This is a genomic window from Pseudoalteromonas ardens, assembly GCF_030125445.1.
In the GTDB taxonomy this organism is placed as follows: domain Bacteria; phylum Pseudomonadota; class Gammaproteobacteria; order Enterobacterales; family Alteromonadaceae; genus Pseudoalteromonas; species Pseudoalteromonas ardens.
In genome coordinates this window covers 261,735-274,105 of the sequence record NZ_JASJUV010000004.1, presented here as the reverse complement: position 1 = coordinate 274,105, position 12,371 = coordinate 261,735, and the positions used below count along the sequence as shown (strand labels likewise).

Genomic DNA, 12,371 nt, shown 5'->3' with positions numbered 1-12,371 from the left:
ACACCTACATTTTATCATCTAGATATTTTGATTTACTAATATGTTCGAACTCTGGAATCACCAATTCAAATAGTTTTAGTAACTCTTCTTTCGTCCACTTCTTTTCAGCTTTGAATCTCTCGATAGTCGCTTCAAACGTATCTAGCTCCTTTGTATATTCACCAAATCCATTTTTTATAACACCCAGGTTTTCGTAAAGCTCTAAGTCGAGTTCTTCTTCTTCAGAGAAGAATTCTTCAAACGGCTTTTCCCCTGCCGTATCACTGGTAGTAAAGAAGCAAGGCCAAACATTGTCGCTTGAATTTTTTCCTAACCAGCTTCTTGCTTCTTCTTCACTCTCGCAGAGGTGTGGGGTTAGCCTAAGACTCTCTAAATAATTCTTTGCAATCTGATCTAAGTTGAGCAGGTCAAGCTCAGAATCTAGCTTAGGAAAATAGATATCACCAGAGCGACCAAACATACATGAGAGCAAACATAATTGCCCAGCTTCTTTAGGTGTTACAAAGTACCGCTTGACATCTTTAGGGGCAACTATAGGCTGCTTTTTCTCAATTCGTTGCTTAAAACTGTGCAATAGAGAACCATCTGAGAAAGCAACGTTTGCAAAACGCGCTGTTGAAATCTCAATTTTATCCTGATATTTGGACAGGAACTTTTCCATTATACGCTTTGAAGCACCCATCATATTGACGGGGTTTGTTGCTTTGTCTGTTGAAACGCAAAAATATTTTTTCGCGCCCATTTCTATGCTCTGCTCAATGGTTTTAATTGTGTTAAAGATATTTACATTGATTAGTCTCATTAACGTAAATTGGTCTTTTTCACTTCGAACATGTTTTAGAGCAGATAAATTAAGCACGTAGTCATATTTAACGCCCTTTGCCATAAACACATCAAACTCATGCGAGCCAATGTCCAGAACAAAGGTCTTGAATTCGCCTTCGATATAGCCAACAGAGCTTCTTATATCTCTCACTAATTCAGCTAGATTATTTTCGCTAATATCCACTACATGCAGCAATTTCGGATTTCGTTCAAAAATTTCTTTTGTTACTGCTTGGCCGATAGAACCTGCACCACCGATTACCAGAAAACTACTACTTTCAACCAAATCAATTAATTCAGACGAATTGCCATCAATATCGCTGTTTAATAGAGCATTTTCCCTACCAATTATGTTTAATTCCATAATATCGCCTTTAAATATTCTTTATATACCAAGCAATTGCTTTTTCAATGCCTTGCCCAATTCGATACATCGGTTGATACCCAAGGTTGTTAACTGCTTTAGAGATATCCGCTTGAGAGTGTCTAACATCACCAGCCCTAAAATCTCTATAAATTGGAGATTTTTCAATTTTAATACCGTTGGCTTTTAAGGCTTCAGTGATTGAACTATACAGTTCGTTAAGAGATGTTCTATCACCAACTGCAACGTTATAGACCTCATTCTTGACTTCATCTTTCGCTGTTGCAGCAAGCAGGTTCATTTGAACTGTATTTTCGATAAAACAAAAATCACGGCTAGTTTCACCATCACCATTGATATAAACATCTTCCTTTTTCATCAAAGAAGCTGTCCATTTAGGTATTACAGCTGCATATGCACCATTGGGGTCTTGACGTTGACCAAATACATTAAAATATCGTAAGCCAATAGACTTAAATCCATAAGTTCTGGCATACACAGATGCATACAACTCATTAACGTACTTGGTTACAGCGTATGGAGACAGAGGGTTTCCTATGTTTTCCTCTACTTTAGGCAAAGCAGGATGATCGCCATAAGTTGAGCTACTTGCCGCATAGGTGAAACTCTTAACATTAGCTTCTTTGGAAGCATGCAGCATATTTAGAAAGCCTGAAATGTTTACGTCATTTGAGACTGTGGGATTTTCTATCGACCGCGGAACAGAGCCCAATGCAGCTTGATGTAAAACATAGTCTACTGAGCTGGTAAGCTCCAAACAGGTAGCATAGTCTCGGATATCCCCTTCAACAAATTGGAAGTTTTTCCATTGTTCTGAAGTTACAAGACTCTTTACCTCGTCTAGATTTGCTTGATGACCTGTCGCAAAGTTGTCCAGGCCATAAACTTTCTGATCCAATTTAAGTAAAGTTTCTAATAAATTTGAGCCAATAAAGCCAGCAACGCCTGTTATAAGCCAAGTCTTAGGGCTGGCTTTTAACTCTTGCTGTAAATTCTGATAATGCATATAAATCCTATCCGGTAGATTGAGTATTTAGTAGGTAAGAGCTTACCTTTATAAACGCATATCTACATCGCTTTTATCTAAAACATATTTGAGATCATACAGGACATGCGTATCCTTACCTAGAGCTCGGATTTTGTCAGCTCCAAGTTCTTTGAACTCGTTATGGCCTACGGCAATAATAATCGCATCATAATTGCCGGTTTCTGGCTTATCTTGTAAAGCAATCCCATATTCAGCTTGTGCTTCTTCGCTAGAGCACCAAGGATCCACAACATCAACGTTAACATTGTACTCCTCTAACTCAGCAACGATATCAACTACTCTGGTATTGCGTAAGTCTGGGCAATTTTCTTTAAATGTAAGCCCCATAACCAGAACATTTGCCCCTTCGACATGGATTTTCTTCTTCAGCATTTTCTTTACTAACTGAGAGACGACGTACTCACCCATACCATCATTTAAACGGCGGCCGGCTAGAATCATTTCTGGATGATAACCCACTGATTGTGCTTTATGGGTTAGATAATATGGGTCTACACCAATACAGTGACCACCAACTAACCCTGGTCTAAATGGTAAAAAGTTCCATTTAGTACCCGCAGCTTCCAATACTTCCAGAGAGTCGATATTAAGCTTATTAAAGATAATTGAAAGCTCATTTATTAATGCGATATTGACATCACGTTGAGTATTTTCGATCACCTTCGCAGCTTCAGCTACTTTTATTGAGCTAGCCTTATGCGTGCCTGCTGTAATAATTGAGCCATAAAGTGCATCTACAAAATCAGCAACCTCTGGCGTTGATCCAGAAGTAACCTTTCTAATGTTTGTTAACGTGTTGACCTTATCTCCAGGATTAATTCGCTCCGGAGAGTACCCTGCAAAGAAGTCTACGTTGAACTTCAGACCTGAAACTTTCTCGATAATAGGGAGACAAACTTCTTCCGTTGCACCTGGGTAAACGGTGGATTCATAAATAACTACATCTCCCTTTTTGACAAATTCACCAAGCATTTTAGATGCACCCTGTAAAGGGGATAAGTCAGGTGTATTACTGTCGTCAATAGGAGTGGGCACAGTAACAATAAAAACGGTGCAATCCGTTAACTCATTTTTTTCACTTGCAAAGCGCAAAGAAGTTGCTGCTTTTAGTTCTTCAGTAGTCACTTCTAAAGTCGAGTCATTTCCTTTACTCAATTCATCTACGCGGGATGAGTTGATATCAAAACCCAGTACATTGTATTTTTTTGATAATTCAACTGCCAGTGGCAAACCGACATAACCAAGACCTATGACTGCGATTTTTACATCACTTAAATTCATTACCAAATCCCCTTTGTATCGATTAGGTAGTCACTTTTGACTCTAGTTTCTTTAAATTCTTTGTGGTCAACCAACAAAACGTGAATATCTGCAGTTTTAAGTCCTACATCTAAATCTACTAACTCTATGTTTGTTAATGATTTTGGTAATACCTCGATATTTGGCTCAACGGCCAACAGACTACCTGCATGATAATCACGCAGCATTTTTGTTATGTTTAATGCAGGGCTTTCTCTTAAGTCGTCTATATCAGGCTTAAACGCAAGGCCATAACAAGCTATCGTAACTTCTTTAATTGTTCTATTGGGATTTGCTTGAAGAAAACGCTCAATAGCTAGCTTAACTTTTCTTATCACCCAATCTGGCTTCTCATCGTTTACCTGACGAGCCGTATGTATAATTCGGGCTTCTTCTGGTGTTTTACTCACAATAAACCAAGGGTCAACCGCGATACAGTGGCCACCAACCCCGGGGCCTGGCTGTAAGATATTAATACGAGGGTGTCGATTGGCTAAAGAAATAAGCTCCCAAACATCAATATTTAGCTTGTCACAAATAACAGATAACTCATTTGCGAAAGCTATTTGTACGTCCCGACAAGAATTCTCTGTTAACTTCGCCATCTCCGCAGTACGCGCATTTGTGGTTACACACTCACCTTCTACGAATGTCTTGTAGAGCTCAATAGCCGCTTGTGAACATTTAGCGGTCATACCACCTATTACACGGTCATTTTCAACCAATTCACGTACAACGTGACCAGGTAACACTCGTTCAGGACAATGCGCAATACGAATATCTGACTCTTGCCCTTTTTGTTGTGGGAATGTCAAGTCAGCTCTCGCTTCCGCCAACCATTCAGCCATCTGTTCTGTAGCACCGACAGGCGAAGTCGACTCAAGTATAACCAAATCTCCCTTTTTCAATACGGGTGCAATAGCTAAAGCTGCTGATTGGATATAAGACAAATCTGGCTCAGGTATTTCAGAGCCATTATTTTTAAAAGGCGTAGGTACTGCAATAAGAAAAGCGTCAGCTGCCTCGGGAACCGTTGTCGCTTTCAAGTAATTTTCAGTGACGGCTGCATGAACAATCATATCGAGCTCAGGTTCAACTATGTGAATTTCACCTCGGTTAATCGTATCAACAGCATGTTGGCTAACATCAACACCGATTACTTTTTTCTTTCGGGAGGCAAACATCGCCGCTGTAGGTAAGCCAATATAACCAAGGCCGATAACCGAAATTGTATTGAAAGACATGGTATCCCTTTTTTTAAGTCTGTAAGCTATAAGTGAAATTTGAATTCAAAGTTGTATTAATTAGCTAGCTAAAATATCACAAATACGTTGACATGCATTGCCATCACCATAAGGGTTATGTGCTCTGCTCATTTCAGCGAAGCTATCTTCATCTGTTAGCAACTTAGTTAAAGATGAGGTAATCAGCTCTACATTTGTGCCTACCAACTTAACTGTGCCAGCCTCAACTGCCTCTGGACGTTCCGTAGTATCTCTCATTACCAATACCGGCTTACCTAAACTCGGAGCTTCTTCTTGAATACCTCCAGAGTCAGTGAGGATTATATGGGCGCGATTCATTAAGTAAACAAACGGTAGATACTGCTGAGGTTCAATTAGATGAATATTATTAATGTCTTTTAAGATACGATTTACGGGCTCTCGTACATTTGGATTTAGATGTACAGGGTAAAGGATCTGTGTTTCTGGGTGAGCCTTCGCTGTTTGGGCTAATGCTTCACAGATACGCTCAAAGCCACCACCAAAGCTCTCTCGACGGTGGCCTGTCACTAAAATAAGTTTCTTTGACCGATCTAAAAATGGAAACTGAGCAGAAAGCGTCGATGATAAATCGCTGTCCTGCTCAATTTGCGTCTTAACCATTAATAAGGCATCAATGACCGTATTACCAGTTACAAAAACATTTGCTTCTTTATAGTTTTCTGCAAGTAGGTTACTTTTAGAGGTTTCTGTTGGTGCGAAGTGGAACTTAGTTAGTGCACCTGTCAGCTTTCTGTTTGCTTCTTCAGGCCAGGGTGAATAAATATCACCTGTTCTTAAACCCGCTTCAACATGGCCAACTGCGATTTGCTCATAATATGCTGCAAGACTAGCAGCAAAAGTGGTTGCTGTGTCACCATGGACTAAAACAACATCGGGTTTAAACTCTTTTAATACTGGTGTTAGCTCTAATAAAATACGGCTAGTAATTTCTGGTAAAGTTTGCCCAGCTTTCATTAAGTTTAGATCGTAGTCAGGCGTGATTTTGAAGAGCTCTAAAACCTGGTCTAGCATCTCACGGTGCTGTGCGGTTACACACACTTTAGCTTCAAAACGCTTATCCGACGCAAGAGCATGAACAAGGGGAGCCATTTTGATTGCTTCTGGCCTAGTGCCGAAAACTGTAAGAACTTTCACAGGTGTTCCTTTATTTTGTTGGTGCATATTTGTGAAGAAACATTTTTATTTCTTCTGTTACTTTCTATATAGAAATAATTAGGCCTTCAAGACTTTAAAGAGTGAAGTTATTAAAACTCTGCTATCGCGGTTATATGCAAAATCATAAAGCTAACTCTCGTCTTAAAAAACTCATGGTTTATTATCTATCTCTGCCCCGTTTAAGCCGATGCAACCATGTCAGTTCAAACCCTGAGATAACCTCAGGGTTACGAGATTGCTACTTGTCTGATTTATATTCGTAGTTATAGTAGCCATAATAGCCGTAGGCATTGCTGGCTTTTTTCACTACACCGTTAAATACGACACCTTTCACGTCTATGCCATTTTGCTCGAAACGATTACGCGTAACTTCCAGCTCCTTTACGTGGTTTTGTCCAAAGCGAGTGACAAGTAACGTACTTCCCGCATGAGCGCTAACAATGGCTGGATCAGTTACAGCTAGAATAGGGGGTGTATCAATAATGACGAGATCGTATTTTGCGCTCACTTCTTCTATCAATTTAGTAAAGTTCGCGTGCATTAGTAGCTCAGATGGGTTCGGCGGTATTTGGCCTCGGGTCATTACTTCTAAGCCCGCTACTTGGCTTTGCTTTATTGCTTGCTCTAAACTGATTCGACCGGATAAATAATCACTTAAACCATCGTCCCATTGCATGCCGAACTGGGTTTGAAGGTAGCCTTTACGCATGTCGGCGTCAATAATCAGTACTTTTTTATCACTTTGCGCCAAAACCGTTGCTAAGTTAACGGAAATAAATGACTTACCTACGCCAGGGCTGGGACCTGAAATAGCTATTACATTGTTTTTAGCTTCCATCATTGCAAAATGCAGACTAGTACGGAGACTTCTTAATGCTTCAATAGAAAGGTCTGCCGGGTTATCCATAGCAAGGATTGATTTCGCCTTTGCTGTTTTACCTTTACGTGCTTTAGCAAAGCCAGTGAGTTTAACTTGATACTCAGAATAAGGCACGCTTGCATAGACGGGTAAACCCAAAGCTTCAATTTCACTCGGATCTTCAATACCTTTGTGCATTACCTTTTGGATCAATACAATAGACACAGCCAGCATACCACCCAGCATAATCGCCATCATTACAATCAATGCTTTTTTAGGTTTAATCGGCTTTGAGGTGTTAACTTCAGCTAGGTCTATAACACGTACATTACCCACTGTACCGGCACGTACAATGTCTAGTTCTTGAGTTTTAGCCAGTAATAATGTGTAGATTTCATTATTAACCTCTACATCTCTGGTTAAACGTAATAATTCCTGTTGTGTCTCAGGTAGTACTTGCACTTCTGCAGTTAAGCGTCGCTTTTGATTTTCTACAACTTCAATTTGCTCTACTGCTGCTTGGTAGCTAGGGTGACTTTGCTTAAATTTGCGACTAAGCTCCAGCTTTCTTAGCTCAAGTTCCTGCAGCTGAGTCTCTAGCTTCACCAATTGCTTTAACACGCCTTCGGTTTCCAACGAAATGTCCACCGATCGCTGTTTTACCTGGTAGTCATTAAAGCGTTGTTCAGCAGCCTCGAGTTGCTTCTTCACTTGTGGTAACTGATACTCCAAGAAGTCTAGAGACTTCTGTGCTTCCGCACTACTACGCTCTACATTACGACGAACATATATATTAGCTACTTTGTTAAGTACTGCTTCAGCATATTCTGGGTCTGAACCTTGAAAACTTAAGTTAATGATACCTGAATCTTTACCTTTTTCGCTTGCGCCAATAGCCGCTTGCAAATCTAGTATTGTATTCAAACGATCACGCCTGGCCAAAGTAAACTCAGTATCGGGACGGGCGGTCAGCGTTCTAAGTGTTAGACTGAATGCACCATTTGATACCTCTTCTCCCACTTTGCCTTTTAGTATAATTTCACCATCGCCGCCGAGTAATTGAAACTCATTGTTTGCAAGCGTTACCAGAGTAAACCCTTGGCCAATTGCGTTGCTAGGAACGTCAAATTTGAATACGTCAATTTCTTCACCACCCCACGCATAGCTAGTAGCGGCAAAACTCGGTTCAGCCAAGTCACCTTCATGTGTAGGTGTGAATTTACGAAATGCACGACCACCTATAATTGGGTATAACTTTGGTTTTGCTACGATGTCTAGTTTGAGGCTATCAACCGCTTCGCCAATAATGCTACGCGATTTAAGCAGCTCAATTTCAGTGACTGCGGCAGAGGTGCTCTCAAACATGCCCCCCAGCTCATCAAACCCTGGGACTGAGCCTCCTTTTTCTTCAACCTGTATCATTGCAGTGGCTTGATAAACAGGCGCGCTAAACATAGCAACCGCCACACCTATAATCATAAATAAAGTGGTTATAGCGATTATGAATAATTTGCGGTCCAGTAAAGCACCGAGCAATGCCATTACATCGATTTCTTGCGCTTGTTGCGTGGTTTGCTTTGGTTGCACGCCACTTAATAGGTTTGATTGAGCGTTCATTGACTCTTTCATCCTTATAAATACTTCTGCCAAGCGCCACACGCGCTATCGATTAAATCGTATACATGTTCGAATGCTTCACGGCTTTGACGGTATGGATCAGGTATTTCTTTATCCCCTAACCATTTTCCTAGCAAGAATGTTTTTCCTCGTGCTTGCGGGTAACGGGAGCAAAGATCTTCTAGGTGGCGCTGCTCCATAACTAGTATCACACTATTCTGAGCAATCAACGATGAGCTAACTTGCTGCCCTTTGTGTGCAGACATATCAATGCCATTTTGCGATGCAAGCTCTTTGGCCATCGGGTCTGCCGGTTTATCAACCAAAGCAGTAAGGCCAGCTGAAGCTACTTTTATATCTCGGTCCTTGAGTTTATTTCTCAAGACATATTCTGCCGTGGGGCTACGACAAATATTCCCGGCACATACCATTAAAACACTATCAAACATGAATTTTCACACTATTGATTGTCGATATCTTGTAGTGCATCCACTGTTGCAAGTGAAGGCAATAAGAGACTGATAACTTTGTTCCATCTAGCAAGTGGAGCGCTAGTAATATAAACGATATCTTGTGGCTCCAGTTCAAATTGCTCTGCAAGCACCAAAGACGCTATGTTTCTGGCATGCAACTGATATACATCTGCAACGACCCCATCGCTTTTCAAATCGCGTTTGCGCAACACAAAGACACCATTAGCATCTGCGGTACGTTCATTAATGCCACCGGCCTCAGTAAGCGCCTCAGCAAGACTTAAACCATAGCGATTAATGCTGACTTTACCTGCTTTGGTCACATCGCCAAGTACATAAACATTGCGCTTATCATTACGACTCACATGGATAACATCTCCATGTTGCAACAATCGATTTTGAGAAATATCACCGTTACTATAAAACTCGTCAAGCTTGATTTGCTCTGTTGTATTCCCACGAGTAAAGTTCACAACTTCCCAATTAGCATTGTTAGTCAATCCACCTGCCTGATTTACTGCGTCGATCAAGGTAAGTGGCGTCTCTGTAATAGGTAGAACGTTAGGTTTTTTCACTTCGCCGGTGACGTAAACTTTCTGACTTTTGAAGCCCACAACTTTCACATCGATTTGGGGATCTTCGATAACTCGGCTTAACCGTTTCACCAGTTCAGCACGTAATTCCGTAACAGTACGACCTGCCGCCGGAATATTCGGGGCATAAGCAAAAGTAATGGTGCCATCAGCCTGGATTCTGAAGCCATCAAATTCAGCCGTACGTTGGACTGCAGCTGGAATGGTTAATTCTGGGTGGTCCCAGACACCTATAGTAAGGACATCTCCGACACCAAGACGATATTCAAAACCAGATAGGTCAACACCTTCACTAAGCTGGCTAGGTCTGATATCACCTTGATCTTGATTTCTTTTGTATTCCTGAATGAGTTGAGCATCAATCAAATGGATATTGATATTCTCTAGGTCGTTTTGCAAGCTTGCGGTCTGCTCACTTGAGCTTATTCCTTCAAAATGGCCGCCGGGAACAATCGAACAGCCAGTCATTGCAAGAAATAGAGTAGAAGCAATGATAGTTTTACAGCTAAGCGCCATTATTTTTTCCCAAAATATGTAATTTTCTTTCAGTTCTTTGATAATTTGATATTACGAGCAGCCAATTAAAGCATGCGCTGTTGTTAATCGCAAGTGACAATTCTTTTCATGCTCAAATCATCAATAATGTCCGGCATTACGGGCTCTTACTCCCATCCAGCTTTGCTTGTCCAAGGTAAATTTAAAACTTCTTTGCCAAGTACTCCGTTACACTTTAGACATTATGACTTACCAAAGTTACAGAGATTTTTAAGCCCTTTTCAATTGGCAAAGAGAGCTTTTATGCTCAAGCTAATTTTTCATAACTCTTGCCAAATTGAGTCCGTTCCCGTCAATGTTGTTCCAAGATTTACAAGCACGTCTAAATTAACACTTTAGCTACATACCACTGTCAATTACATTACTTCAGCTGATAATTTGAAATGAGAAAACCAAAAACCGGAACAATTAAAAATTTGCAACAATATAATTCCCCTTGCTAAGTGATTTACAGCGACTCCATTTCATTACACTCTTTCAGTGCCCTGCAGGCTATTCAGTGCCCCATAGAGTAGGGAGACCGCCTTGATGTGCAGAGTGGCGCTTATCTAAACAGCGCCGATGATCGTGTAAGTATTTCTAAATTAGAGTTATTCAAAAAACAAACTTCAGCAATTACACTAGGTTCTTTGCATGAAACATCATTTTGACAAGGTGGAAGAAAAAGCAGAAACTAATGAGTTAAAACTTCGGCTTCGCGAAGTTTTCTTTTGACAAATATCTGCGTTCCTTGCACTGACTTCTCAATCGAATATTCCATTAATGTTCATTATACTGCTTTTGTTACGTGAGTCTAGCGCTTAAGGTAACTTAGCTCTCAACTTTAGAAGGACTAAAAGAGCCTAAATTAAAAAACAAAATTTCAAAAGTCAAAAACTTAGTCATTACCAAATAAGTCTCTCGTATATACTTTATTTTCCACGTCACGAATATCATCTACCATCCGGTTGGCCACGATAACATCTGATACTTTCTTAAATTCATCCAGCTCTTTGATCACGCGAGAATGAAAGAACTCGTCTTCACTCAAAACCGGCTCATAGATGACAACCTCGATGCCTTCCGCTTTAATGCGTTTCATAACCCCTTGAATAGCCGAAGCTCTGAAGTTATCAGAACCACTTTTCATTATCAGACGATAAATCCCCACAACCTCAGGCTTGCGATTCAAAATAGATTCCGCAACATAATCCTTACGCGTGTCATTAGCGTCAACAATAGCGCGGATCAGGTTATTCGGTACGTCTTGATAGTTGGCTAACAACTGTTTGGTGTCTTTTGGTAAACAATAACCACCATAACCAAAAGATGGGTTGTTATAATGCTTGCCAATACGAGGGTCCAAACCAACCCCTTCAATAATTTGCTTTGAATCTAGCCCATGCGTTTCAGCATAGGTATCGAGTTCATTGAAGTAGGCAACACGCATTGCCAGGTATGTATTTGAAAAGAGCTTGATAGCTTCGGCTTCTGTAGAGTCCGTGAATAACACATCGATTTCTGCTTTTTCGGCCCCTTTTAGCAGCAGATTTGCAAAGACTTCAGCGCGCTCAGAGCGTTCTCCAACGATAATACGAGAGGGATGAAGATTGTCGTAAAGCGCTCTACCCTCACGTAAAAACTCCGGTGAAAACATGATATTATCTATACCAAACTCTTTTTTCACACGCTCTGTATACCCGACGGGGACAGTGGACTTAACGACCATCACAGCATTTGCGTTGTACTCAAGCACATCTTTGATCACAGCCTCGACCGACTTTGTGTTGAAATTGTTAGTTTCCGGGTCGTAGTCGGTAGGCGTGGCGATGACAACATAATCAGCATCAGCATATGCTACAGCTTTATCAGTTGTCGCATGTAACTTAAGCGACTTAGAAGTAAGATAGTGAGATATCTCAGGGTCGACGATAGGTGACTGCTTGTTTTTCAACATAGATACCTTGCTTTCATCGATATCTAATGCAATAACGTCATTATTCTGAGCTAACAAAATAGCATTGGACAGTCCTACATAGCCAATACCCACGGTGGTGATTTTCATATCTGTATTTACTCCCGCCTAAAAATAACGATTCTAGGGCTTAAATATAATGCGTAAGTCTAACACAACAGCCCTTACTCTGTAAGCTTTGTGACACAGGACAAAGGCAAGTAAATATGCATTCACGACAACAACACCCTCAGGAGTTTCACCTATCCAGCGTGCAGAGTTCTCAGCTCAATTTAGCGATAAGAACAAAGGCAAACACAGTGTTTAATTGCATGTGGTAATT

At 40.7% G+C, this 12,371-nt stretch carries 9 protein-coding genes; all 9 read right to left on the bottom strand.

What is annotated here, in order from left to right; translation table 11 throughout:
- Nucleotides 1-4: 4 nt before the first annotated feature.
- Nucleotides 5-1,189: a UDP-N-acetylglucosamine 4,6-dehydratase gene (locus QNM19_RS14875; RefSeq protein ID WP_049864251.1), complete on the bottom strand. Its 1,185-nt coding sequence runs from the start codon at nt 1,187-1,189 to the stop codon at nt 5-7.
- A gap of 10 nt (nt 1,190-1,199) precedes the next feature.
- Nucleotides 1,200-2,216 (bottom strand): NAD-dependent epimerase/dehydratase family protein, encoded by a 1,017-nt coding sequence (locus QNM19_RS14870; RefSeq protein WP_049864250.1) that lies wholly within the window; start codon nt 2,214-2,216, stop codon nt 1,200-1,202.
- Between the two features lie 48 nt (nt 2,217-2,264).
- Nucleotides 2,265-3,539: a Vi polysaccharide biosynthesis UDP-N-acetylglucosamine C-6 dehydrogenase TviB gene (gene tviB, locus QNM19_RS14865; protein WP_049864249.1), complete on the bottom strand. Its 1,275-nt coding sequence runs from the start codon at nt 3,537-3,539 to the stop codon at nt 2,265-2,267.
- Nucleotides 3,539-4,801: a UDP-N-acetyl-D-mannosamine dehydrogenase gene (gene wecC / locus QNM19_RS14860; RefSeq protein WP_049864248.1), complete on the bottom strand. Its 1,263-nt coding sequence runs from the start codon at nt 4,799-4,801 to the stop codon at nt 3,539-3,541. The genes tviB and wecC overlap by 1 nt, the downstream gene beginning before the upstream one ends.
- A 60-nt stretch (nt 4,802-4,861) precedes the next feature.
- A complete protein-coding gene (wecB, locus tag QNM19_RS14855; protein WP_284026867.1) occupies nt 4,862-5,977 on the bottom strand; it encodes a non-hydrolyzing UDP-N-acetylglucosamine 2-epimerase in 1,116 nt (371 codons plus the stop codon).
- 259 nt (nt 5,978-6,236) lie between these two features.
- On the bottom strand, nt 6,237-8,474 hold the full coding sequence (locus QNM19_RS14850; protein WP_049864246.1) for a polysaccharide biosynthesis tyrosine autokinase: 2,238 nt from the start codon (nt 8,472-8,474) through the stop codon (nt 6,237-6,239).
- 14 nt (nt 8,475-8,488) lie between these two features.
- The gene (locus tag QNM19_RS14845) at nt 8,489-8,923 is read right to left on the bottom strand and encodes a low molecular weight protein-tyrosine-phosphatase (RefSeq protein ID WP_049864245.1); all 435 of its coding nucleotides are present in this window, start codon (nt 8,921-8,923) and stop codon (nt 8,489-8,491) included.
- An 11-nt stretch (nt 8,924-8,934) separates the two neighbouring features.
- Nucleotides 8,935-10,056: a polysaccharide export protein gene (locus tag QNM19_RS14840; protein WP_049864244.1), complete on the bottom strand. Its 1,122-nt coding sequence runs from the start codon at nt 10,054-10,056 to the stop codon at nt 8,935-8,937.
- A gap of 916 nt (nt 10,057-10,972) precedes the next feature.
- Nucleotides 10,973-12,139: a nucleotide sugar dehydrogenase gene (locus QNM19_RS14835; protein WP_049864243.1), complete on the bottom strand. Its 1,167-nt coding sequence runs from the start codon at nt 12,137-12,139 to the stop codon at nt 10,973-10,975.
- Between the last annotated feature and the right edge of the window lie 232 nt (nt 12,140-12,371).

What these genes read in the sequence shown, in the direction of transcription:
- QNM19_RS14875 (WP_049864251.1), bottom strand. Translation starts at nt 1,189, where the DNA reads ATGGAATTAAACATAATTGGTAGGGAAAATGCTCTATTAAACAGCGAT.
- QNM19_RS14870 (WP_049864250.1), bottom strand. Translation starts at nt 2,216, where the DNA reads ATGCATTATCAGAATTTACAGCAAGAGTTAAAAGCCAGCCCTAAGACT.
- tviB (WP_049864249.1), bottom strand. Translation starts at nt 3,539, where the DNA reads ATGAATTTAAGTGATGTAAAAATCGCAGTCATAGGTCTTGGTTATGTC.
- wecC (WP_049864248.1), bottom strand. Translation starts at nt 4,801, where the DNA reads ATGTCTTTCAATACAATTTCGGTTATCGGCCTTGGTTATATTGGCTTA.
- QNM19_RS14850 (WP_049864246.1), bottom strand. Translation starts at nt 8,474, where the DNA reads ATGAACGCTCAATCAAACCTATTAAGTGGCGTGCAACCAAAGCAAACC.
- QNM19_RS14845 (WP_049864245.1), bottom strand. Translation starts at nt 8,923, where the DNA reads ATGTTTGATAGTGTTTTAATGGTATGTGCCGGGAATATTTGTCGTAGC.
- QNM19_RS14840 (WP_049864244.1), bottom strand. Translation starts at nt 10,056, where the DNA reads ATGGCGCTTAGCTGTAAAACTATCATTGCTTCTACTCTATTTCTTGCA.
- QNM19_RS14835 (WP_049864243.1), bottom strand. Translation starts at nt 12,139, where the DNA reads ATGAAAATCACCACCGTGGGTATTGGCTATGTAGGACTGTCCAATGCT.